Source organism: Alginatibacterium sediminis (assembly GCF_003610775.1).
GTDB classification, from domain to species: Bacteria; Pseudomonadota; Gammaproteobacteria; order Enterobacterales; family Celerinatantimonadaceae; genus Alginatibacterium; species Alginatibacterium sediminis.
Genome location: NZ_RAQO01000004.1, coordinates 236055 through 258757 on the forward strand (window position 1 = coordinate 236055; position 22703 = coordinate 258757).

The 22703-nt window shown below is 44.3% G+C and carries 21 protein-coding genes and 5 tRNA genes; 23 read left to right on the forward strand and 3 right to left on the reverse strand.

Annotation, left to right across the window (positions count from 1 at the left end):
- The first annotated feature begins 224 nt into the window (after nucleotides 1–224).
- The 4 genes from fadI to ruvC all read left to right on the forward strand — a co-directional run bounded on the left by fadI (nucleotide 225) and on the right by ruvC (nucleotide 6300).
- The gene (gene fadI, locus DBZ36_RS04195; RefSeq protein WP_120353680.1) at nucleotides 225–1532 is read left to right on the forward strand and encodes an acetyl-CoA C-acyltransferase FadI; all 1308 of its coding nucleotides are present in this window, start codon (nucleotides 225–227) and stop codon (nucleotides 1530–1532) included.
- Complete coding sequence (gene fadJ / locus DBZ36_RS04200) at nucleotides 1532–3655, forward strand: fatty acid oxidation complex subunit alpha FadJ (protein WP_120353681.1); 2124 nt, start codon at nucleotides 1532–1534, stop codon at nucleotides 3653–3655. The genes fadI and fadJ overlap by 1 nt, the downstream gene beginning before the upstream one ends.
- A gap of 251 nt (nucleotides 3656–3906) precedes the next feature.
- Nucleotides 3907–5676: an aspartate--tRNA ligase gene (gene aspS, locus DBZ36_RS04205; RefSeq protein ID WP_120353682.1), complete on the forward strand. Its 1770-nt coding sequence runs from the start codon at nucleotides 3907–3909 to the stop codon at nucleotides 5674–5676.
- Between the two features lie 102 nt (nucleotides 5677–5778).
- Nucleotides 5779–6300 carry a crossover junction endodeoxyribonuclease RuvC gene (gene ruvC, locus DBZ36_RS04210; RefSeq protein WP_120353683.1) on the forward strand — a complete coding sequence of 174 codons (522 nt, stop codon included), beginning with the start codon at nucleotides 5779–5781 and terminating at the stop codon, nucleotides 6298–6300.
- A 63-nt stretch (nucleotides 6301–6363) separates the two neighbouring features.
- Here ruvC and DBZ36_RS04215 read toward each other — a convergent pair whose 3' ends face one another.
- On the reverse strand, nucleotides 6364–7368 hold the full coding sequence (locus DBZ36_RS04215; protein WP_120353684.1) for a LacI family transcriptional regulator: 1005 nt from the start codon (nucleotides 7366–7368) through the stop codon (nucleotides 6364–6366).
- Between the two features lie 174 nt (nucleotides 7369–7542).
- Here DBZ36_RS04215 and DBZ36_RS04220 point away from each other — a divergent pair, with 174 nt between their 5' ends.
- From DBZ36_RS04220 to nadA, 19 genes are all read left to right on the forward strand, one after another.
- On the forward strand, nucleotides 7543–8787 hold the full coding sequence (locus tag DBZ36_RS04220; protein WP_120353685.1) for an ABC transporter substrate-binding protein: 1245 nt from the start codon (nucleotides 7543–7545) through the stop codon (nucleotides 8785–8787).
- Nucleotides 8788–8880: 93 nt separating this feature from the next.
- Complete coding sequence (locus DBZ36_RS04225) at nucleotides 8881–9795, forward strand: carbohydrate ABC transporter permease (RefSeq protein ID WP_120353686.1); 915 nt, start codon at nucleotides 8881–8883, stop codon at nucleotides 9793–9795.
- A complete protein-coding gene (locus DBZ36_RS04230; protein WP_233558091.1) occupies nucleotides 9788–10687 on the forward strand; it encodes a carbohydrate ABC transporter permease in 900 nt (299 codons plus the stop codon). Before DBZ36_RS04225 ends, DBZ36_RS04230 begins: the two co-directional genes overlap by 8 nt.
- 3 nt (nucleotides 10688–10690) lie before the next feature.
- On the forward strand, nucleotides 10691–11764 hold the full coding sequence (locus tag DBZ36_RS04235) for an ABC transporter ATP-binding protein (RefSeq protein WP_120353687.1): 1074 nt from the start codon (nucleotides 10691–10693) through the stop codon (nucleotides 11762–11764).
- 152 nt (nucleotides 11765–11916) lie between these two features.
- Nucleotides 11917–12534 (forward strand): Holliday junction branch migration protein RuvA, encoded by a 618-nt coding sequence (gene ruvA / locus DBZ36_RS04240; RefSeq protein ID WP_120353688.1) that lies wholly within the window; start codon nucleotides 11917–11919, stop codon nucleotides 12532–12534.
- 39 nt (nucleotides 12535–12573) lie between these two features.
- On the forward strand, nucleotides 12574–13575 hold the full coding sequence (gene ruvB / locus DBZ36_RS04245; RefSeq protein ID WP_120353689.1) for a Holliday junction branch migration DNA helicase RuvB: 1002 nt from the start codon (nucleotides 12574–12576) through the stop codon (nucleotides 13573–13575).
- 173 nt (nucleotides 13576–13748) lie between these two features.
- Nucleotides 13749–14147, forward strand: coding sequence for a tol-pal system-associated acyl-CoA thioesterase (gene ybgC / locus DBZ36_RS04250; protein WP_120353690.1), 399 nt, complete (start codon nucleotides 13749–13751; stop codon nucleotides 14145–14147).
- A complete protein-coding gene (gene tolQ, locus DBZ36_RS04255; RefSeq protein WP_120353691.1) occupies nucleotides 14137–14832 on the forward strand; it encodes a protein TolQ in 696 nt (231 codons plus the stop codon). The genes ybgC and tolQ overlap by 11 nt, the downstream gene beginning before the upstream one ends.
- 9 nt (nucleotides 14833–14841) lie before the next feature.
- Nucleotides 14842–15273, forward strand: coding sequence for a protein TolR (gene tolR, locus DBZ36_RS04260; RefSeq protein ID WP_120353692.1), 432 nt, complete (start codon nucleotides 14842–14844; stop codon nucleotides 15271–15273).
- 26 nt (nucleotides 15274–15299) lie between these two features.
- Nucleotides 15300–16421, forward strand: a complete 1122-nt coding sequence (gene tolA / locus DBZ36_RS04265; RefSeq protein WP_158589027.1) for a cell envelope integrity protein TolA — start codon at nucleotides 15300–15302, stop codon at nucleotides 16419–16421.
- A gap of 4 nt (nucleotides 16422–16425) precedes the next feature.
- The gene (tolB, locus tag DBZ36_RS04270) at nucleotides 16426–17772 is read left to right on the forward strand and encodes a Tol-Pal system beta propeller repeat protein TolB (RefSeq protein ID WP_120353694.1); all 1347 of its coding nucleotides are present in this window, start codon (nucleotides 16426–16428) and stop codon (nucleotides 17770–17772) included.
- Between the two features lie 16 nt (nucleotides 17773–17788).
- A complete protein-coding gene (pal, locus tag DBZ36_RS04275) occupies nucleotides 17789–18334 on the forward strand; it encodes a peptidoglycan-associated lipoprotein Pal (RefSeq protein WP_120353695.1) in 546 nt (181 codons plus the stop codon).
- A 27-nt stretch (nucleotides 18335–18361) separates the two neighbouring features.
- Entirely contained in the window at nucleotides 18362–19138 is a 777-nt protein-coding gene (ybgF, locus tag DBZ36_RS04280; protein ID WP_120353696.1) for a tol-pal system protein YbgF, read from the forward strand.
- A 175-nt stretch (nucleotides 19139–19313) separates the two neighbouring features.
- Nucleotides 19314–19389, forward strand: a tRNA-Lys gene (locus DBZ36_RS04285).
- Nucleotides 19390–19406: 17 nt separating this feature from the next.
- Nucleotides 19407–19482, forward strand: a tRNA-Lys gene (locus tag DBZ36_RS04290).
- Nucleotides 19483–19490: 8 nt separating this feature from the next.
- Nucleotides 19491–19566, forward strand: a tRNA-Lys gene (locus DBZ36_RS04295).
- A gap of 41 nt (nucleotides 19567–19607) precedes the next feature.
- Nucleotides 19608–19683: transfer RNA gene (locus tag DBZ36_RS04300), tRNA-Lys, on the forward strand.
- 16 nt (nucleotides 19684–19699) lie between these two features.
- Nucleotides 19700–19775, forward strand: a tRNA-Lys gene (locus DBZ36_RS04305).
- A 163-nt stretch (nucleotides 19776–19938) separates the two neighbouring features.
- Nucleotides 19939–20970 carry a quinolinate synthase NadA gene (gene nadA / locus DBZ36_RS04310; protein ID WP_120353697.1) on the forward strand — a complete coding sequence of 344 codons (1032 nt, stop codon included), beginning with the start codon at nucleotides 19939–19941 and terminating at the stop codon, nucleotides 20968–20970.
- A gap of 84 nt (nucleotides 20971–21054) precedes the next feature.
- Here nadA and DBZ36_RS04315 read toward each other — a convergent pair whose 3' ends face one another.
- Nucleotides 21055–22086, reverse strand: coding sequence for an HlyD family secretion protein (locus DBZ36_RS04315; protein ID WP_120353698.1), 1032 nt, complete (start codon nucleotides 22084–22086; stop codon nucleotides 21055–21057).
- The gene (locus DBZ36_RS04320) at nucleotides 22083–22538 is read right to left on the reverse strand and encodes a magnesium transporter (RefSeq protein ID WP_199711767.1); all 456 of its coding nucleotides are present in this window, start codon (nucleotides 22536–22538) and stop codon (nucleotides 22083–22085) included. Before DBZ36_RS04320 ends, DBZ36_RS04315 begins: the two co-directional genes overlap by 4 nt.
- Nucleotides 22539–22703 lie beyond the last annotated feature (165 nt).

The window sequence follows — 22703 nt, forward strand, 5'->3', positions numbered from 1 at the left end:
GCAACAGCGAGTCACAACCATTAGCATAGATAAGCGTAATGCACCTGCTTATAAAAGAATCAGTCGAAGAATAGAGCTAAAACTTTAAGTGTTTTAATCGCGTGTTTGATATTTGTAAAAAATTCGTTAAAATGCATTCAGGTCAGACCACTTTGGGGTCGATTTCTGTCACCTTGATTTCGTCTCAAGTCGGAATGTCATCAAGAACGTCATTAGGAAGGAATATGAGCAAACAGCAGAAACTACAAACAGGGAATGGATCACGAATAGCCATAACAGCTGGACTTCGTACACCATTTGCTCGTCAAGCAACCGCATATCATGGGGTGAGCGCACTAGATTTAGGTAAAACCGTTGTCAACGAGTTGCTCGCACGTAGCGATATAGACCCTAAACTGGTAGAGCAATTAGTTTTTGGACAAGTCATTCAGATGCCTGAGGCGCCAAACATAGCCCGCGAAATAGTTCTAGGTACCGGCTTAGATGTTGGATGTGATGCATATAGTGTATCAAGGGCTTGTGCCACAAGTTTTCAAGCGACGGCAAATATCGTTGAATCAATTATGGCCGGCTCCATTGAATGCGGAATAGCTGGCGGCGCTGATAGCTCATCAGTCTTGCCTATCGGAGTATCTAAGGCCATGGCTAGAGCGCTATTAGATCTTTCGAAAACCAAAACTCTTGGCCAAAAACTACAGATCCTCAAGCGTTTAAGCCTTAAGGACTTGGCGCCGGTTCCCCCAGCTGTTGCAGAGTACTCAACGGGCTTGTCAATGGGACAAACCGCCGAACAAATGGCGAAGACGCACCAGATCAGCCGAGAGAGTCAAGATGCCTTAGCCGCTCGTTCACATAAACTGGCCCATCAAGCATGGGAAGACGGCAAGCTAGATGATGAAGTGATGACAGCTTATGTCGAGCCTTATAAGAAAAGTATTAGTCGTGATAATAACGTTCGTGGCGACTCAACAATAGAAAAACTAGCGACTTTGCGTCCTGTATTTGACCGTAAGCACGGCACGGTCACCGCAGCGAACGCAACGCCGCTTACGGATGGTGCATCAGCCATAATGCTGATGCGTGAAGACAGAGCAAAAGAGCTTGGCTTGCCTATTTTGGGCTACATTCGTAGCTATGCTTTCGCCGGTATTGATGTGTGGGAAGACATGTTAATGGGACCGAGCTATGCAACGCCTATGGCGCTAGATAGAGCTGGCTTAACCTTAGACGATCTAACCTTGATTGAAATGCACGAAGCGTTTGCCGCGCAAACCCTAGCTAACGTTAAAATGTTTGGCAGCGATAGCTTTGCACAGAGAATTGGCCGTAGCAAAGCTATTGGCGACATTGATATGGAACGTTTTAACGTGATGGGTAGTTCTATTGCTTATGGCCATCCCTTCGCTGCCACTGGCACGCGGATGTTGACGCAAATGGTAAATGAACTTCGTAGACGCGGAGGAGGCCTCGGTTTAACGACCGCATGCGCCGCTGGTGGACTCGGTGCCGCAATGATCGTGGAGGTTGAATAATGAGTGAACAAACATTTAGCTTGGCAGTAAACGAGCAAATCGCAACAATTACAATCGATGTCCCTGGCGAGTCGATGAATACGCTTAAAGCCGAGTTTGGCCCTCAGTTATCGAGTCTACTTGATGAACTGAGTCAACAAAGTAATATTAAAGCGCTTATCATTCGAAGTGGCAAACCAAACTCGTTCATTGCGGGTGCAGATATTAATATGCTTGCAGCTTGCGAAACTCAAAGTGATGCGCAAAAGCTCAGTAGCGATGGACATGTCGTCTTTAAGCGCCTTTCAGAACTACCTTTCCCTGTAATCGCAGCTATCCATGGCCCTTGTTTGGGCGGCGGTTTAGAAGTGGCGTTGGCGTGTGATTATCGTGTTTGTAGTTTAGATGATAAAACCGCATTGGGATTACCTGAAGTGCAATTAGGATTGCTACCTGGTGGTGGTGGTACACAACGTTTACCTAAGTTAATAGGTGTACAAAAAGCACTTGAAATGATGCTTACAGGTAAACAATTGCGAGCCAAACAAGCGTTAAAATCTGGTTTAGTCGACGAAGCTGTGCCTTTGAGCATACTTGAAGCGGTCGCAGCAAAATACGCAGACAAACCCAAGCGTCGTAAAGCACTTAAAAAACCATTTGTAGCGAAAGCACTAGAAAACAATCCAATTGGTCGAAATATTTTGTTTGCCCAGGTTGGCAAACAAACGCTCGCAAAAACTCGAGGTAACTACCCGGCACCAGAACTTATTATTGAGTGCGTTAAAGCGAGTATTGAACAATCCGAAGAGCAAGCCTTTGCCTTGGAAGCAAGTAACTTTGCTAAATTGGTTAAAAGCCCTGAGTCTGCCGCGCTGCGTCAATTGTTTTTTGCCTCAACTGAGCTTAAAAAAGAAGCTGTCTGTGAAGGTGTCGAACCGCAGCTTGCGCAAAAAGTAGCGGTTTTGGGTGGCGGTTTAATGGGGGCGGGCATTGCATTTGTGACCGCAACTAAAGCTGGTGTTGATGTCCGAATTAAAGACATTAATTCCGAAGGCATCAACAAAGCCTATGAATACGCTTATAAGCTGCTCAACAAAAAAGTTAAACGCCGCTTTATGCGCAAGTCTGTGATGCAACAGCAATTGGCTAGAATAACCGGAGACACTCAATTTCGAGGGTTTTCCAAGTCGGATATAGTCATTGAAGCCGTATTTGAAGACCTAGCTCTGAAGCAATCAATGCTAGCGGAAATCGAAGAACAAACAAAGACATCGACGATTTTTGCAAGCAATACTTCATCGCTACCTATCGCTCAAATTGCTGCTAATGCTAAACGACCAGAAAATGTAATTGGCCTGCATTACTTTAGTCCGGTTGAGAAAATGCCTTTAGCAGAGATTATTCCGCATTCGACAACCAGTGAGCAAACCATTGCCGATACTGTGGAATTAGCTCGCAAGCAAGGTAAAACAGCGATCGTCGTCAAAGACGGCGCTGGTTTTTACGTTAATCGTATCCTAGCTCCTTATGTAAACGAAGCCGGTATTCTGCTTCTTGAAGGTCAATCAATCGATCATATTGATAAATCCTTATTAGATTATGGTTTTCCTGTTGGACCGATTGCTTTGCTTGATGAAGTTGGTATTGATGTGGGAACAAAAATTTCGCCAATCTTAGAAGCAGAGCTTGGCGAACGTTTTAAAGCACCTGCTGCTTTTGACCAACTAATTGCGGATAAACGTCTTGGTAAAAAGAATGGTCGTGGTTTCTACCAACACACCGGTAAGCGTAAAGGCGCTAAGAAAGTCGACGAAAGCGTTTATACAGTGCTTGGGGTTAGTAAGAAGGATCCTATTGAAGCTCGAAGCTTGGCTCAACGCTGCGTCTACTTAATGCTAAATGAAGCTGCCAGATGTCTTGACGAAGGTGTTATTCGCAGTGCCAGAGATGGCGATCTGGGTGCTATTTTTGGTATTGGGTTCCCGCCATTTTTAGGCGGTCCATTCCAAGCCATCGATAGCATTGGTGTAACTCAATTAGTGAGTGACCTAGAGTCATTGGCTCAACAACATGGCGAACGCTTTAAACCCTGTGATGCCTTAGTCAAAATGTCACTTGCAGAAGCGCGTTACTACGACGTTTAATAAAGTCCCTTGTGATAGGAAGTTTTTAGAGTATCAACAGAGGTTCGAGCCATCAGGTTCGAACCTTTTTTTTGTTAGAGATTGTTAAAAGCTAGACCAACAACAAGTGTTTAGTTGTGCAAACAAGCGTCAAATTGCCTTCAATGATGGAATTGATGTATTCCGAGTACTGAATTGATTGGAATTAAACTACAGAAGTCCTCTATAATGACGCCCATTATTTTATTGAATTAGCTAGACAGGACCTTCGGATGCGCACGACTTATTGTGGACAAGTGACTAAAGAGTACGATGGACAAGAAATCACCCTCGTTGGCTGGGTAAATCGTCGTCGCGATTTAGGCGGTGTTATTTTTCTAGATTTACGTGACCGCGAAGGTATCGTTCAAGTTGTATTTGATCCCGACAAAGCCGATGTGTTTGAAACCGCGAACAGCTTACGCAATGAATTTTGCGTGAAAGTTGTGGGTCGCGTTCGTCTACGTCCTGATTCTCAAATCAATAGCGACATGACCACTGGTGAAATTGAACTATTAGGCTTAGATCTTGAGATCCTTAATCGTGCTAAACCTTTACCCTTGGACCTTAATCAAATCAACAGTGAAGAACAACGTCTTAAGTATCGCTATTTAGATTTACGACGCCCTGAAATGACGCAGCGTATGGTGTTTCGCTCAAAAGTAACGTCCTTTGTTCGACGTTATATGGATAAGCATGCTTTCATGGATGTTGAAACTCCAATGCTGACCAAGGCAACACCAGAAGGGGCTCGTGACTTCATGGTACCTAGCCGTGTCAACAAAGGTAAGTTTTACGCGTTACCACAATCTCCGCAGTTGTTTAAGCAGTTGTTGATGATGTCTGGCATGGATCGCTACTACCAAATTGTGAAGTGTTTCCGCGATGAAGATTTGCGTGCTGACCGTCAGCCCGAATTTACTCAAATCGATATCGAAACTTCATTTATGAGTGCTGAAGAAGTAATGCAAATTACTGAAACCATGATCCGTGATTTGTTCGTTGATTTACTGAACGTCGATCTTGGTGAATTCCCACAAATGACATTTGCTGAAGCAATGCGATTATACGGAAGCGACAAACCCGATCTACGTAACCCGATGCAACTTATTGATGTTGCAGATTTACTTAAAGACGTTGAGTTCAAAGTCTTTTCTGGACCAGCTAACGATGAGAATGGCCGAGTTGCTATTTTATCGGTACCTGGTGGCGCTAAGCTTTCACGTAAGAACTTAGACGAATACACTAAGTTCGTTGGTATATACGGTGCGAAGGGTCTAGCGTGGATGAAGGTGAACGACCGTGATGCTGGCATGGAAGGTGTACAATCGCCAGTACTTAAGTTCTTAAATGAAGACGTTGTGACTGCATTACTTGAGCGAAGTAATGCCCAAAGCGGCGACCTCATTCTATTTGGCGCAGACGACTATCGCGTTGTTTGTGAAGCAATGGGTGCGTTGCGTCTTAAAGTGGGTGAAGATCTAGATTTATGCCAAGGACAGTGGAAACCACTTTGGGTTATTGACTTCCCAATGTTTGAGGAAGCTGATGGCCAATTACATGCCATGCACCATCCGTTTACCGCGCCAGTGGCTGGAGTAAGTGCAGAGCAGCTTATTGAAGCGCCAGCAAACGTGCTGTCCAATGCCTACGATATGGTATTGAATGGCTGTGAGTTGGGTGGGGGCAGTGTCCGTATTCACCGTCAAGATATGCAATCCGCAGCATTCAAAGTACTTGGGATCAGTGATGAAGAAGCACAAGAGAAGTTTGGCTTCTTACTCGATGCGCTTCAGTATGGTGCTCCACCGCATGCAGGTCTTGCATTTGGTTTAGATCGCTTGGTCATGCTAATGACTGGTGCGAGTTCTATTCGCGATGTGATGGCGTTTCCAAAAACGACTACCGCAAGCTGTCCGCTTACTAATGCTCCAAGTGCTGCCAATAGCGCTGCACTTGAAGAGCTTGCACTGGAAGTGAAAGCCATTCAAGAACAAGAGTAATTCTTAGACTCACACGTAATACGGCCAGCTTGCTGGCCGTTTTTATATCGAAAGGAAACACATGACTATTGTAAGATCGACTTTTGCGAAACACCTTCAGCGATGACGGTTATACTCGGCATTGACCCCGGTTCCCGTATTACCGGTTACGGCATTATCGAACGTAAAGCAGGCAAAGCTTATTATCTGGGCAGTGGCTGTATTCGTATGGCCAAACAAGATCTGGCCGGGCGATTAGGGCAAATCTATGCAGGGGTTAGTGAGATTATTACCCAGTTTCAGCCCGAAGAATTTGCCATTGAACAAGTGTTTATGGCGCATAATCCAGATTCGGCTTTAAAGCTAGGTCAAGCTCGTGGCGCTGCGATTGTTGCGGCGGTGAATCATCAATTACCGGTGGCAGAGTATTCTGCTAGGCAGATTAAACAAGCAGTAGTAGGGACTGGTGCTGCTAAAAAAGAACAGGTTCAGTTGATGGTTCAGAATATGTTAGAGCTATCGGCCAAACCACAAGCTGACGCAGCAGATGCCTTAGGCGTAGCTCTATGTCACTGCCATACTCAGCAAAGCTTAGTTAAACTTTCAGGACAAGCTAGTAGCCGCGCTCGTGGTCGCTATCGCTAACACTTGAACCATTGTAGCTCGGCTTCAATTGGCTAGCATTTTTTGTTGATGATGCAGGTCTATCTATCCAACACTTGCGCAAATTATTTTTTGCATGGGGGCTAGTTCAGGCTTCTCTATCGCTTGAATAGCAGCTTCAGCCAAAAAATTTCCTGCTGATTCAATGTCTTCTTTTGCGGTAAATATCTCAGGTCTAAAGTAACTCAGAAACGGTGATGAATTCTTAGTAAAAAGATCAATATCTTTGCCAAGTTTGAGCTTCAATTTATCCAAGGCTTTTACCGAAGCTAGACTGGCTGTTGTCGATGCACAAATGATCCCATCGGTCTGTGGATAGCGCCGAATATGGGCCACAACTTCATCCATTATTTTGCTTTCTAGATCATCATTATTTGCACTTTCCAGTACCGTAAACCCTTTGTCGTAGCTGGCTGCTAAATCTTTAGCACCGCAAACAAGGTGCTCGGTGTACTGATGTTCAACAGGGGGAGCGATCATTAACAAATGCTCGCGTTTTCGCTGATACAAATGCTCTGCGGCAAGCTTGGCGAAGGCATAGTTATCAAAGTCGAAATATGGATGTTGCTCAGCCCAAGCTGTACGTCCAAAAGTTACAAATGGTACCTTCTGCTGCATTAAATATGCGACCCGTGGGTCGTGTACTTGGGTTCGTTCTAGAATAATCGCATCGGCTGATTGAGTTTGAACCAAGTATTTAACCGCTTCCATCGCATCTTGCGTGGGCAGATCAGGAATAACTTGCAGGTGATATGGGCCTTGAGAAAGGGCACTTGTGAGAAAGCTAACCATTTGACCGATTAAGTCTGAGATATTCTCGCTGGTCGATAATACCACCGCAATCACATGGTTTCGTCCGGTTTTTAGACGCACGCCGGCACGATCGGGGACATAGCCAATTTCTTGCGCGATAGCTCGAATTCTCTTTTTAGTGTCGTCACTAAGATCTGGAGCGTCTTTGAGTGCTCTAGATACCGTTGTAACGGCTAATCCACTGAGTTGAGCAATGGTCTTAAGCGTTGGCCGTTGGCCTGTGCCGGACTGTTTCACCTGTCGCTCCTATTTTTGTTTGAAAAGTAAGCTGTGATCTATGTCTAGGTTTACAATTAAGTAACATTAATTTCTAGATCAATCTACAACGAAGTGGTATCAATTAATAGAACTATAACGTTGTAGTTGCCAAAGTTCGCTAATTTTATACGGTCCGTTCAGGAGAAAAGTGAAATGAAGATTATGGATAAATCATTCTCAATCAGCATGCTTACTGCTGCTTTAATGACATCAGGGCTTGCTAACGCAGTCGACTTAGAAGTTACCCATTGGTGGACTTCAGGTGGAGAAGCTGCAGCTGTCGCTGAATTCGCAAAAGCATTTGATGAGAACACAAGTCACAAGTGGGTCGACGGCGCAATTGCCGGTTCTGGTGGTACTGCTCGCCCAATCATTATTAGCCGAATCTTAGGCGGCAAACCGATGGGAGCTACGCAGCTTAACCATGGTCGTCAAGCTGAGGAGCTAATCGAAGAAGGTTTACTTCTTGATATTACCGATGTTGCAATGGCTGACGGCTGGAAAGACGTTGTAAACCCAAGTTCATTGTTAGATTCTTGTACCCTTGATGGCAAAATTTATTGCGTGCCGGTAAACATTCACTCTTGGGAGTGGATTTGGTTATCTCATCAAGCTTATGAAGATGCTGGAGTAGCCGTTCCAAGCAACTGGGAAGAATTTGTTGCAGCGGCGCCTGCACTTGAAAAAGCTGGAAAAATTCCATTGGCAATGGGCCAACAAGCTTGGCAACGCAGTGGTGCTTTCGGTGTAATGTCGATTGCTATCGCTGGTATTGATGCTTGGAAAGCTGTAAACATTGATAAAGATGCGGCTGTTGCAGCGGGTCCTGAGTACAAAAAAGTATTTGATGCAGCTGTAAATGCCCGTGCGATGGCAGCTAACAGTAAAGTTCAAGACTGGAACCAAGCAACCAACATGGTGATTACAGGTCAAGCTGGTGGTCAAATCATGGGTGACTGGGCACAGGGGGAATTCCAAGTTGCTGGCCAAGTTGCTGGTGAAGACTATACCTGTCTACCTGGTTTAGGTGCTAACGAAGTTATCTCAACCGGTGGTGACGCGTTCTACTTCCCTAAACAAGATGATCCTGAAGTCACGAAAGCACAAAAAGAGTTAGCATCGTTGATGATGTCTCAGGCTGTGCAAGTTGCCTTCAACCTTAAGAAAGGTTCACTTCCTGTACGTGGCGATATCGAACTTGATACTGCTAACGATTGTATGAAGAAAGGTCTGAAAATTTTGGCTGACGGAAACGTATTGCCAAGTGGCGACATGTTGCTTTCTGCTGACACCCAAGGACAACTTGAAGATTTGATGGTTGAGTTTTGGAGTGACACAAGCTACAGCGCAGAAGATGCGCAAAAACGTTACGCAGCAATTATCGGCTCAGCCGACTAAAAGCTAAATTAGCGGGCTTCGGCCCGCTTTGTCTTAGTTGTTAAGTTGTTGTTGTGACAGCAAAGTTGTAGCTGGTATTGCGTTGGAGCAAACATGGACCGTTCGAAGAACTCCCCTGAATCAGAGTCGGCACGCAGACCCTGGTTAAAAAATATTAATGCAAAGATTGCAGCACTACCGATGATCATTACCGCGCTTGGTATTTTCGTTGGTTGTTCAATCTGGACTATCGTCCACTCTTTTACTAACTCACGTTTATTACCAAAAATGGACTTTGTTGGTTTAGACCAATATGAGCGCCTTTGGAGCACCAGACGCTGGTTGGTTTCGATAGAAAATCTCGCTATTTACGGTATTTGTTCGTTAATTCTAAGCCTGCTTATTGGATTCACCCTAGCGACTCTATTAGATCGAAAAATCCGATTTGAGGGTGTGTTTCGTAGTATTTTCTTATATCCATTTGCCTTGAGTTTCATTGTAACTGGCTTGGTCTGGCAATGGATCCTCAACCCAGAGTTCGGTGTTCAAAAAATTGTCCGAGCAATGGGATTCGAAAACTTTGTCTTTGACCCCTTATATGATCCTCAACTAGCTATTTACGGTATCTTGATCGCCGGAATTTGGCAGGGCTCGGGTTTAATTATGGTTATCATGTTAGCTGGCCTGCGTGGTATCGACGAAGACATCTGGAAAGCTACTCGAGTCGACGGTATCCCGACTTGGAAGACCTATATTGTGGTCATTATTCCGATGATGCGTGGTGTGTTTGTGACAGCCTTAGTATTGATTGCTTCGGGCATTGTTAAAGTTTATGACTTGGTTGTAGCCCAAACTTCAGGTGGCCCAGGTATTGCGACCGAGGTTCCTGCAAAATATGTATATGACAAGATGTTCGCCGCTCAAAACTTGGCGCAAGGCTTTGCAGCGTCAACAATGATGCTGGTCACAGTGGCAATCATTTTGGTGCCTTGGGCATATCTCGAGTTTAAGGGGAAAAAACGTGGATAAGTCAATAGAAGTAACAGGCCCATCGGGGGCGAAACCTCGTCGACGTTTTTCTCGCAACAAGATCATGTTGTACGGCGTCTTGATTGTGATGGCTCTTTATTACCTTCTACCATTATACGTAATGGTTGTTACCTCAATGAAAGGTATGCCTGAAATTCGTATCGGTAATGTGTTTGCACCACCGGTAGAGATTACCTTTCAACCTTGGGTTAAAGCTTGGTCTGAAGCCTGTACAGGTATCAATTGTGATGGCTTAAGCCGTGGTTTTGGCAATTCAATTCAAATTTTGATTCCTTCGGTATTTTTATCCATTTTAATCGCATCGGTTAATGGGTATGCCTTATCAAACTGGAAGTTTAAGGGATCAGAGGTGTTCTTCACGATATTGGTGATAGGTGCGTTTATTCCCTATCAAGTCATGCTGTATCCCATTGTTATCATATTAAGGGAGCTTGGGCTTTATGGCTCCTTGTGGGGACTGGTGTTGGTGCATTCCGTATTCGGGATGCCAATATTGACTTTGTTGTTTAGAAACTATTTCAGCAGTGTGCCCGAAGAACTATTTAAGGCTGCTAGGGTAGACGGCGCTGGATTTTGGGGGATTTACTTTAAAATAATGTTGCCTATGGCCTTACCTATTTTTGTGGTAGCCATCATCTTGCAAGTGACAGGGATCTGGAATGATTTCTTATTTGGAGTCATCTTTACTGAGCCAAGTTTGTATCCCATGACGGTGCAATTGAACAACATTGTGAACTCGGTACAAGGCGTTAAAGAATACAACGTCAATATGGCCGCAACGCTACTAACGGGACTACTTCCCTTAGTGATCTACTTAGTATCTGGAAAACTATTTGTCCGTGGCATTGCTGCGGGAGCTGTGAAGGGATAATCAATGAGCTCTGTAAGTATTCGTAATCTTGATTTAAATTTTGAGTCAGTCAAAGTTTTAAAACAGCTAAACCTTGATATCCCAGAAGGGGAGTTCTTGGTTTTGCTCGGCGCTAGTGGTTGCGGTAAATCGACCCTGCTGAACTGTATTGCTGGCTTGTTAGACATATCGGGTGGTCAAATCTTTATTAATGATCGCAACGTAACTTGGTTGGAACCTTCAGAACGCGGCATCGGTATGGTATTTCAATCCTACGCTTTGTATCCGCAAATGAGTGTTGAAGGTAATCTATCCTTTGGCCTTAAAAATGCAAAAGTGCCGAAAGACGAAATAGCTAAACGTATTGAGCGAGCCGCAGATATTTTGCAAATGAAAGATTTGCTTAAACGCAAACCTGGTGCGCTTTCCGGTGGCCAACGTCAACGAGTAGCCATTGGCCGTGCCTTAGTTCGCGATGTAGATGTGTTTTTGTTTGATGAGCCATTGTCGAACCTTGACGCAAAACTAAGAGCAGATCTACGTGTAGAAATTAAGCGTCTACACAACCAATTGGGTAATACAATGATTTACGTAACCCATGATCAGGTCGAGGCAATGACGCTAGCGGACCGTATCGCAATTATGCGTGGTGGTCTAATTCAACAGTTGGGGACGCCGGATGAAATTTATAATCATCCCGCCAATAAATATGTTGCTGACTTTATCGGTTCACCCTCGATGAACTTTATTGACGGCAAGCTTGAAGATGGCCAATTCTGCTTTGCAGATATCAAGGTCCCTACAGACGTCTACCCGTATACGACTGACGCCAGAAGCGGGGATGTTTGTTTAGGTATTCGACCTGAGCACGTTATTGTGGGTGAGGGAGCTGAAAAACTACCATACCAAACTGAGCTCGAGGTCGAGTTATTTGAACCTATGGGTTCAGATACTCAAATATGGACCAAGTGGGGTGGACAAAGCTTTAGGATTCGAGTGGATGGCCAACTTAAAGTTGCCAATGGCGACAAGTTAAAAGTCGGAATTAAAATTGAACGTTGTTCGATGTTCGACATAAAAACAGAGTTGCCAATGTAATTTTTAAGCGATTAATTTTAAAGGGTTTATCTTGATTGGTAAGCCCTTTTTTTATAGGCCTTTAAAAATTACAAAGCGTGAACAGAACACAAAGGCTGGATATTTATCCAGTACTTGTTTATGCTAACTTTTTTACCGATTGGAAGCTAAGTGTGATTTCTAAAATCCGTGGTCTCTTAGATGAGAAAAATCCTCCTTTTATAGTTATTGACGTGGCCGGAATAGGTTACGAAATTCAAATGCCAATGAGTTGTTTCTATGAACTTCCTCAAGCTGGAGAGGCGGTTAGTGTATTAACCCACTTTGTGGTCCGTGAAGACGCGCAGTTACTTTATGGGTTCACCGATCAATCTTCTAGAAAATTGTTTCGTGAACTGATTAAAGTCAATGGAATTGGACCCAAAGTAGCATTGGCAATTTTATCCGGTCTAAATAGCAGTGAGTTTGTGTTAGCGGTACAACAAGATTCACTCACCTCTTTAACCAAGATCCCAGGGGTCGGTAAAAAGACAGCAGAACGATTACTGGTTGAAATGAAAGATAAGTTGAAGGATTGGCAAGTTAGTGGTGACCAAGCCAGCAACCTAAAGCTTATGCAAGCTAATGGCGAAATGGGCGGTGCACTGGCTAAGCCTGAAGATGAAGCTTTAGCAGCCTTAGAAGCACTTGGGTATAAAGCTGCAATGGCTCAACGGGTATTGAAACAAGTGCAAAGAGATGGAATGACAAGCGAGCAATTGATCCGCGAATCGCTTAAAGCAATGCTATGATAAACCCGTCAATAAGTCTTTTAGTAAAGAGAAACGTAGATGATTGAAGCGGATCGCTTAATAAGCGCTCAAAACCGTGTTGAAGATGAAGTTGTTGATCGTGCTATTCGTCCAAAACGGCTAGCAGAGTATACTGGTCAGCCCGAGGTCTGTGAGCAACTTGAGATCTTTATCGAAGCAGCTCGCAGGCGCAATGATGCCTTAGACCATCTACTTATCTTTGGACCTCCGGGGCTGGGTAAAACGACGTTGGCTTATATTATTGCCAATGAACTTGAGGTCAATATAAAGACCACCTCGGGTCCGGTCTTAGAAAAAGCAGGCGACTTAGCGGCGCTTTTAACCAATCTCGAAGAAGGCGATGTGCTATTTATCGATGAAATCCATCGTTTAAGTGCGGTTGTTGAAGAAATTTTATACCCCGCAATGGAAGACTACCAACTAGATATTATGATTGGCGAGGGACCCGCAGCACGTTCAATAAAATTGGATCTACCCGCGTTTACCCTCATTGGGGCTACAACGCGAGCGGGGATGTTAACTTCACCGCTTCGCGACCGGTTTGGCATCGTTCAACGGCTCGAATTCTATAGTACTAAAGACCTCTCTAGTATTGTCGCCAGAAGTGCGAGCTATCTTAATGTAGAAATGGACGAAGCTGGCGCTTTTGAAGTCGCCAAACGTTCGCGCGGCACTCCTCGAATAGCCAATCGCTTGCTACGAAGAGTACGTGATTTTGCCGAAGTAAAACACCAGGGAAGTGTTGATCAATCGATAGCCAAAGGTGCCCTCGACTTACTTAAAGTTGATAGTGCTGGTTTTGACTATATGGACAGAAAACTTTTGGAAGCAATTGTTGGTTTGTTTAATGGGGGGCCAGTTGGCTTAGACAATTTAGCCGCTGCAATTGGTGAAGATCGTGAGACGATTGAAGATGTAATAGAGCCATTTCTTATTCAGCAAGGTTTTTTACAACGCACGCCTAGAGGACGTATTGCAAGCGACCGCACCTATGAACATTTAGGACTTGATCGCGAGTAGACAAAGCTAAAATGGCAAAATAAAATACGTTTTGTTCACGTTTACGGCAGCTGCTTAGGTAAAAGTCTGTAAATTCACATTTTAATCTGATTCTAGACTTAACGATCTTATGACGCCTGTGTATAGTGATGTGCAATTGTTTTTAATGTTGAGCATGGGATTTACTTAATTAGATGCATCAAATGCTTGTGCGGGTTTATTACGAAGACACAGACGCTGGTGGCGTTGTGTACCATGCTAATTATTTAAAGTTTTTTGAGCGAGCTCGTAGTGAGCTGCTCCGAGAACTTGGCTTTGAGCAAGATGTTCTGCTTGAGCAGAATATTGCATTTGTTGTGAAAAAGGCGGAACTCGACTTTCGCTCACCTGCTAGATTTAACCAACAAATCTCAATTAATACCCATATTTCAAGTTTAAAGCGAGCCAGTCTTGAATTTACTCAAGAGGCTCTCGATGAAAACCAAAAAGTTTTGGTCAGCGCGGTGATAAAAATTGCTAGCGTTGACTTAGTGCGGCTAAAACCGGTCGCAATCCCGTCCGTTATTATTGAGGAATTTAAACGTGCATGCTGATATGTCCTTCCTAGGGCTATTTTTACAAGCTAGCCCGATCGTAAAAGCGGTCATGATGCTATTGATGGGGATGTCCATTTTCTCTTGGGCAGTGATTTTTTCTCGACGTCGGATCTTAGGTTCTGCGCAAAAAGCAGCTGATAGCTTTGAGCAACGATTTTGGTCGGGTATTGACCTAACTAAGCTCTACCAAGAGAGCAACGCACGCGCAGAGCACTTACAAGGGCTAGAAAAAATATTCCATTCTGGCTTTAAAGAATATATGCGCATGCTTAAAAGTGGTAATCGCAGCCCTGAAGCGGTGATGGATGGTAGTTATAGAAGCATGCGGGTGACTTTGTCGAGAGAAATCGAATCCTTAGAGAGTCAACTGCCAAATCTAGCTACTATTGGTTCAATTTCTCCTTATATAGGTTTGTTTGGAACCGTATGGGGGATTATGAATTCGTTTATAGCATTAGGCGAGGTACAACAAGCCACCTTAACCATGGTTGCCCCAGGGATTGCAGAAGCACTTATTGCAACCGCTATCGGGTTGTTTGCCGCTATTCCTGCTGTGATCGCATTTAACCGATTTTCTACTCAAGTTATAAAGCTTGAACAAAGTTACGGCAATTTTATGGAAGAGTTTTCGACCATTTTGAACCGTCAAACGCAGTCAGGCCAAAGCCAAGGCCAAGAGTAGGAGCTGAATTTGAAATACTACCAGCCTACAAAGCGACGCTTAGTTGCCGAGATTAACGTCGTACCTTACATCGATGTGATGTTGGTGCTGCTCATTATTTTTATGGTGACTGCGCCTTTGATTACGCAAGGTGTTGCCGTTGATTTACCCAAAGCTAGTGCTGAAGCATTGCCTGAAGATAGCCAAGTTCCCTTAGTTGCTACGGTAGATCTAGAAGGCAATTATTATATTGATACTGGCGATGGAAGCGACAGTTCTAAGACCGCATTAGGCGTAAGCGATTTACAAGCCATTGTTGCTGCTCATATACGGGTGAATCCTGAAGCGCCGGTCGTTGTCCGCGGTGATAAAGATGTCCGTTATGAACAAATTGTTCAGTTAATGGTACTTCTGCAACAAGCGGGTGTGCCATCAGTTGGTTTGATGACGCAGCCGCAGTAGTTTATTAGAAAAAGGATAGCTTGAACTTGAAGTCAAATTTTAGCCTCGGCCTAGCGTTTTCAATCGCGTTGCATTTAGCCTTGTTAGTGGGCTTGATTGCGACTGTCGAATTTGAACAGGTGAAGATCCAGTCGGATCCAGTGGCGCCAATAATTCAAGCCAAAGCACTCGATATTCGTGATGTCGAAACGCAGGTCAATAAAATAAAAGCCGAGCAACAAGCTAAAAAAGAACGCTTGAAAGCCGAAGAGAAAGCCAGCCAGGTGCAAGCGGACGAAGCGAGGCGTCAGCGTCTTGATGAAGAAAAACAGCTTAAGCAATTAGAACTTGAGAAGATAAGAGCTGATGAGCAAGCAAAGGTAGCTCAAGCTAAGCGAGAACAAGAGCAAGAGTTAGCCAAGCAAGCAGAAGCAGAGCGTAAACTACAAGAAGTTCAACGCCAAGAAGCCGAAGCGGCTGCGGCTGCGGCAGAAGTACTGCGCTTGAAGAAAATCGAAGAACAAAAGCAAGCGGAAGAACAAGCTAAAAAAGCCAAAGAAGCCGCAGATAAGGCTGAACGCGAACGCATAGAGCAAGAACAACAACGCCAGCAAGCGGAGCAAGAACGTCAACAAGCAGAAAAAGAACGTATCGAAGCTGAAGAAGCACAAAAGCTTGCTCAAGAACAGCAACGTAAAGCCGAAGAAGCAGCACGCGTTGCTGAAGAACAGCGCAAAGTTGAAGTGGAAAACGCTCGTAAAGCGAAAGAAAAAGCAGCAAAAGAAGAACAACAGCGCCTGGAGAAACAGCAACGTGAAGCCCAAGAGGCCGAGTTTGAACGCTTAATGCAAGAAGAGATGGCCAATGAAGCTAACCAGCGCTCTCAAAATAGAACATTGGGTGAAGTTGAGAAATATAAAGCAATGATCATGTCAACGATACAACAAAACTGGCGTATCGATAACAGCATGTATGGTAAGCAGTGCAGAATAAGTATAAGCCTTGCCAGCAACGGCTTTGTGACTAATATTGGAAAAGGGGAAGGGGAAAAGTCTGTTTGTGATTCAGCCCGCAGAGCTATTGAATCTGCCCGTGAATTACCAGTATCTTCAGACCCTGCAGTTTATCAACAATTGAAAAATATCACCTTGATATTACAACCGGAATAAAGCAATGAACAAATGGATACGTGTGCTATTAGGTTCGATGGTGTTGCTTCATGCAAGCACACAGGCGAATTTGGAAATTGTAATTACCGAAGGAATCGATAGTGCTAGACCGATAGCAGTAGTTCCTTTTGCCTACGAAGGCTTCAATGCTTTGCCAGAAGATATAAGCAAAGTCATCACCAACGATTTACGCAGTAGCGGTAAATTTAATCCAGTGTCGGTTAGTGAAATGCCACAGACACCTTCGACCTCTGCAGAGGTTGACTATGCGGCATGGACGGCGCTCGGGGTTGAAGCGGTATTAGTTGGTAAAGTAGAAGCATTGCCTGACGATGAGTACCAAGTTAGTTATGAGTTAGTGGATGTGTTGCGTGGTCAAATGGCCAAAGCGCGCGCTGCCGATGCACAGACAGCTGGGCTTGTTGAAGATGACTACCTGCTACTCAACCTACAATCAAACGTACGTAAAGTACAATTGCGCCAATATTCGCATTTGATCTCAGATCGCGTTTATAAGGCGCTAACAGGCGATCGCGGCGCATTCTTGACGCGAATTGCTTATGTGGTTGTTAAACGTGGAGATGCTAGGCCATTTCAACTGCGCGTTGCCGATTATGACGGGTTTAACGAACGGGTTTTACTCAGTTCAGATGAGCCTATCATGTCTCCAAGTTGGTCACCCGACGGTAAGCAACTTGCCTACGTGAGTATTGAAAATAAACGCCACGAAATATTCTTACAAGAAATCTATACCGGTAAACGTACTAAACTTACTAGTTTCCCTGGAATTAATTCTGCGCCTTCTTGGTCTCCTGATGGAAAGCATATGGCAATGGTTTTATCCAAAGATGGACAGCCTGAAATCTATACCATGGAGATTGCGACGAAAAAGCTTACCCGTATCACGAGCAATCGACGCATTGATACAGAGCCTTCATGGAGTCCAGACAGCCGTTCATTGCTATTTTCATCAGAGCGCGGTGGTCGTCCACAGATTTATCAAGTTGATATTGCTAGTGGTAAAACTAAGCGTATAACTTGGGATGGTGAAATGAACCTTGGTGCGTCCCTTACACCGGATGGCAAAGCGCTAATTATGGTTAGCCGAGTTAACGGCGAATATCGCATTGCGCGACAAGATTTAGATAGTGGGTTTGTTCAAATCCTAACCAAAACGGGCCTCGATGAGTCACCAAGCGTCGCGCCCAACGGAAGTATGATTATGTATAGTACGGTCGATAAAGGCCGTCAAGTATTAGCTTTAGTGTCTGTAGATGGGCGTTTTAAAGCAACGTTACCTGCCCGTGAAGGTAGCGTCCGCGCTCCAGCTTGGTCACCATTTTTAAATTAAAGGGAAAGGATAAGTAATGATTAGCAAAATTAACGCAAAAGGCTCATTGGTAGCGGCTTCGCTATTGGTTCTTGCAGCTTGTAGTAACAATCAGACAACCGGTGAAGATAGCGACGTGATCGTTGGTGGTGAAGATACCGCAGGTTATGAGCAAGGCGGCAGTGGCGTTGAAACTGGGTCATTAGAGCCTATCTTGACACCTGAAGAGATTGAACGTCAAAAGGCTGAAGCACTTCGTGACAATCAGGTTATTTATTTCTCTTATGATCAATCAAATATTCAAGGTGAATTTGCTCAGATTCTAGAAGCTCACGCTGAGTATTTGCGAAACAATCCATCTGTATCTGTACTCATTGAAGGACATACAGATGAACGTGGAACACCGGACTACAACATCGCCTTAGGTGAGCATCGCGCTAAAGCAGTCGCAAAATATTTGCAAAGCCTAGGTGTTATTGGTTCGCAAATCTCAACCGTAAGCTATGGTGAAGAAAAGCCGGTCGACTTTTCTCATTCAGAGTCTGGTATGCAACAAAATCGTCGCGCGGTTCTAGTTTACTAATAGCGAATAGAATTAAGGAAGGCAGAAATGACATATTTCAATGTCAAAGCAGATAGCTTTAAAGTATCTCGATTGGTTTGTGTTGGCTTATTTGCAGCGGCTATCGGTAATGCTATGGCCGCAGCTCCAGTGACGGATGCCAATGTCAGCAGTACATCAACCCTGCGTTCCAATTCTAATTTGAGTGTTGAACAACGGGTAGAGCGCCTCGAACGCATGTTGGAAGCGCGCAACCAAGTGCTCATTGAGTTACAAGCGCAAGTCGACGACCTTACTAATACTGTGTATGACGTGGTTGGTAAAAACGAATTGCAAGGCAATGAAATAGAGCAGATTGTAAATCGACAACGTGAGCTCTATCAAGAGATTGACCGCCGTTTTTCACAACTAGACTCAAAGCCAGCAGCTAAACCTGCTGTTGCACAAGCTGCAGGGGAAGACCAATCCTATGATGCTGCAGTTGCTTTGGTGATGAAGTCAAAAGACTATGACGCGGCAATACCGGCGTTTGAAAGCTTTTTAACCAGCTATCCGAAATCGAGTTACGCCCCTAACGCACACTATTGGCTAGGGCAACTGCATTATACTCAAGGGGATCGCGAACAAGCGGCTAAACAATTTGAAACCGTAGTTAGCAAATACCCAGGCACAGCTAAAGTTGCTGAATCCCAATTAAAACTTGGGATCATCGCACAGCACCAAGGGAAAAATGATGTGGCTAAACAGTTGTATCAGACGGTATTGAAAGATTCCCCTAATAGTTCTGCAGCGAAGTTAGCGAAACAACGTTTAGATCAACTGTAAACCAATTGTTATGCTTAATATTGTTTGCTTTTAGAGCGTTTGGCTAAACACTAGGCAAACAGTGCAAGAGCTTGTAAAAAAATGGAAATTGGTCTTGCACAACGCGGGTAAATCCGTATTATAGGCCGCCGTTGCCAAGCGCAGTCGCAAGACTTTGGTAGCCGTCTTTGAAAGTGGGTCGTTAGCTCAGTTGGTAGAGCAGTTGACTTTTAATCAATTGGTCGAAGGTTCAAATCCTTCACGACCCACCACTTTCCAAGACAACCGTGGGTTGTTAGCTCAGTTGGTAGAGCAGTTGACTTTTAATCAATTGGTCGAAGGTTCAAATCCTTCACAACCCACCACTTAGTACGGGTCGTTAGCTCAGTTGGTAGAGCAGTTGACTTTTAATCAATTGGTCGAAGGTTCAAATCCTTCACGACCCACCAATACTAGGTACACGGTAACAGTAATAGATTAGTAAATAGATGGGTTGTTAGCTCAGTTGGTAGAGCAGTTGACTTTTAATCAATTGGTCGAAGGTTCAAATCCTTCACAACCCACCACTATTTATCTTGCAAAGGGTCGTTAGCTCAGTTGGTAGAGCAGTTGACTTTTAATCAATTGGTCGAAGGTTCAAATCCTTCACGACCCACCATTGCAAGCCTTCTTTGATTAATACCTCTTTCTTATCAATCCTTTAGTTTGTATCCCGACAGTTATTGTATAGTTTTGCTCTAGAGCATTTGCACTACTTGCTTTGGATTCAGCAAGCGGTGCGTGTATACTCTCGCTTATGTTGTTTAGGTTGATGATTATCCATGCAAGCACCTATTTATTTTGACGAAACGATTTATCCGTTTCCTGCTAAACCCGCTCCCTTAGACGATTCGCAGCGTAGTGCGTATATACAAAGTATCAAGCAACTTTTAAAAGTTAAAGACGCTGTACTTGTTGCCCATTATTATTGTGACCCCGAAATCCAGGCATTAGCTGAAGCGACTGGCGGTTGCGTCGCTGATTCCTTGGAAATGGCCCGTTTTGGTAACAATCATCCAGCCAGCACGCTGATTGTTGCTGGTGTACGCTTTATGGGGGAAACCGCTAAAATACTTACGCCAGAGAAAACCGTGATAATGCCAACCTTAGAGGCTACCTGTTCTCTAGACTTAGGCTGTCCTCCGGACGACTTCTCGGCTTTTTGCGATTCCCATCCTGAGCATACGGTGGTTGTTTACGCAAACACGTCCGCAGCGGTTAAAGCTCGTGCTGACTGGGTTGTTACATCTAGTATTGCTGTAGACGTAGTTGACTATCTGGATAGCGAAGGTCATAAGATTTTGTGGGCACCAGATAAGCACTTGGGTGCATACGTCGCCAAGCAAACGGGTGCTGATATGGTACTTTGGCAAGGTGCTTGTATTGTTCACGACGAATTTAAAGCCAAGGCCTTGCGTGAATTAAAGCTGCAACATCCTGATGCAGCAGTATTAGTGCACCCTGAGAGCCCAGCTAACGTGATCGAACTTGCTGACGCAGTAGGCTCAACCAGCCAATTGATTGCTGCTGCTCGAGATTTACCCCAACAGAAACTGATTGTTGCCACTGACCGCGGTATTTTTTACAAGATGCAACAAGCTTGTCCGGGTAAAGAGATGATTGAAGCCCCAACCGGTGGTAACGGTGCAACTTGTCGCTCTTGCGCGCATTGTCCTTGGATGGCTATGAATGGCTTAGTAGCGATTGAGCAAGCTTTGCTTGATAAAACGGGTAGAGAAGTGTTTGTTGATGCGAAAGTCCGTGAGAAGGCATTGGTGCCGCTTAATCGTATGTTAGGCTTTAATAAAGACTAAGTTGTTTGAGGCTTAAAATTTATAGCAAAAGGCCGCTGCCCTCGCAGCGGCCTTTTTAGTGCTAATACTTAAGGCTTAGGGAAGTTATAGTGCTAACAGGTAAGCTTTCATCGCTTTAAGACGGACCGTAGCTGCACCGATAATATCCATAAATCCCAAAATGGAATGTGGTTTATTCGCCGAGATCCATGCCGACCCAGTACTCCCAATCGGTATGTCATAACCCTCTGGCTGATCAAATTCAATAATCACAGTACGCCCATGACTGCCTTGGTTCTGGGCAACATGCCCACGCACGTGTTGATCGCCATTTCGAGCATTTAGCATTGCCTCACCGGTTCCGGTTCTCAGGCTATGTACCCGACCGCGGAAAATCTCTCCAGGATATGCTTCCACAAAAAACTCAGCAAACTGACCCTCTTCAATGTTGCTATACGCTTGATCGGGGATCCGCATCTCCAAAAATTTATTATGACTGTCATAAAGGTGCATGTTACCTACGCGGGTACCATCGACAATATTAACGATTGAAAGTTGACCATCAAAGGGAGCTCTGATTTCGCGACGGCCCTGTTGCCAGTTGGCTGCGGTAATTTCTGAACGTTTTGCTTCGATGTTGGCATTCGCTGCGACAATTTTTGCTAAGTTTGACGCAATGGTCGCTGCAAGGTCATCGCGACTAGACTGACTTGCGTAATCATTCAAAGTGGTTAGACGTTGTAGATTACGTTGATCATTTTGAACCACCAATTCCAGTGCTTTGATTTCGTGTTGAGCTGCAACAATTTGAGATTTAAGCGCGCTTACTTTCTCGCTACTATCGATATCAACCAAACTATAGATGGGATCTCCTTTGCTTACGCTTTGGTTATGATCGACAAATACTTGGTCTATCTCCTGACCAATTAAAGGGCTCAATACTGCATGTGGTGCTTTAATCGTGGCGCTATCAGTTAAATCAGCAGGTGACCAAAACCGGTGACTGGCAAAAAGGGTAAAGGCAATAAAGCAACCTAAGCCAACGCTGATAACGGCATTGCGCATATTCCAAGTGATGATGCCTAATTTTACTAAGACCCAAATAATGAGGATGTAGGGGAGCATGATCTCTTTCATGACTTATGCTCCTCGGTGATATCAGTGCTTGGATATTTCCCCGCTCTAATGACATTACTAATTTGTTGTCCAATGATATCCCAGCGAGTAAACGCGATAATAATGGCTAGAACCCACCAGGTTTTATCGATAAATAAACCGCATAGGGATAAGGCAAAGACTATTTGAGTATGGGCACTATTAAGGCGATGGGCGCGGTGCACAGCCACCTCGTGTAACTGCCAGAATAAGTAGATAACGTAGACAATCACGGCGACAGTTACGACGAAAATAAAGCCCATAAAGGCTTCTGAATCTAGTAACTTAAGAATACTTGGATAGCCCGTACTAAAATAATCTTCTGGAATGTGCGAACCATGAATAGTGGCAAGTTGACTAAATAAAAGGCTTGCAGCAACAAGTATTGTTAGCAAAACAACAAGTTTGGTTAAGCCTATAAAAATAGATTTCATTAATACTCCAGTGGAATGGTCTTGCCTATCCACTGGCGATGCATTCATCAAATTAAACCGTTCTTCCTAAACCTAAGGAAGTTGCGAGCTATATACTTAATGGGCACTAGTATAATTGTATGACTAAATCATTTTGGAATAATGATTATTCCAAATGGAATAAGT

Excerpts from the sequence above, each read along its gene's own strand:
- fadI (WP_120353680.1), top strand. The coding sequence starts at position 225 with ATGAGCAAACAGCAGAAACTACAAACAGGGAATGGATCACGAATAGCC.
- fadJ (WP_120353681.1), top strand. The coding sequence starts at position 1,532 with ATGAGTGAACAAACATTTAGCTTGGCAGTAAACGAGCAAATCGCAACA.
- aspS (WP_120353682.1), top strand. The coding sequence starts at position 3,907 with ATGCGCACGACTTATTGTGGACAAGTGACTAAAGAGTACGATGGACAA.
- ruvC (WP_120353683.1), top strand. The coding sequence starts at position 5,779 with ATGACGGTTATACTCGGCATTGACCCCGGTTCCCGTATTACCGGTTAC.
- DBZ36_RS04220 (WP_120353685.1), top strand. The coding sequence starts at position 7,543 with ATGAAGATTATGGATAAATCATTCTCAATCAGCATGCTTACTGCTGCT.
- DBZ36_RS04225 (WP_120353686.1), top strand. The coding sequence starts at position 8,881 with ATGGACCGTTCGAAGAACTCCCCTGAATCAGAGTCGGCACGCAGACCC.
- DBZ36_RS04235 (WP_120353687.1), top strand. The coding sequence starts at position 10,691 with ATGAGCTCTGTAAGTATTCGTAATCTTGATTTAAATTTTGAGTCAGTC.
- ruvB (WP_120353689.1), top strand. The coding sequence starts at position 12,574 with ATGATTGAAGCGGATCGCTTAATAAGCGCTCAAAACCGTGTTGAAGAT.
- ybgC (WP_120353690.1), top strand. The coding sequence starts at position 13,749 with ATGCATCAAATGCTTGTGCGGGTTTATTACGAAGACACAGACGCTGGT.
- tolB (WP_120353694.1), top strand. The coding sequence starts at position 16,426 with ATGAACAAATGGATACGTGTGCTATTAGGTTCGATGGTGTTGCTTCAT.
- pal (WP_120353695.1), top strand. The coding sequence starts at position 17,789 with ATGATTAGCAAAATTAACGCAAAAGGCTCATTGGTAGCGGCTTCGCTA.
- ybgF (WP_120353696.1), top strand. The coding sequence starts at position 18,362 with ATGACATATTTCAATGTCAAAGCAGATAGCTTTAAAGTATCTCGATTG.
- nadA (WP_120353697.1), top strand. The coding sequence starts at position 19,939 with ATGCAAGCACCTATTTATTTTGACGAAACGATTTATCCGTTTCCTGCT.
- DBZ36_RS04315 (WP_120353698.1), bottom strand. The coding sequence starts at position 22,086 with ATGAAAGAGATCATGCTCCCCTACATCCTCATTATTTGGGTCTTAGTA.
- DBZ36_RS04320 (WP_199711767.1), bottom strand. The coding sequence starts at position 22,538 with ATGAAATCTATTTTTATAGGCTTAACCAAACTTGTTGTTTTGCTAACA.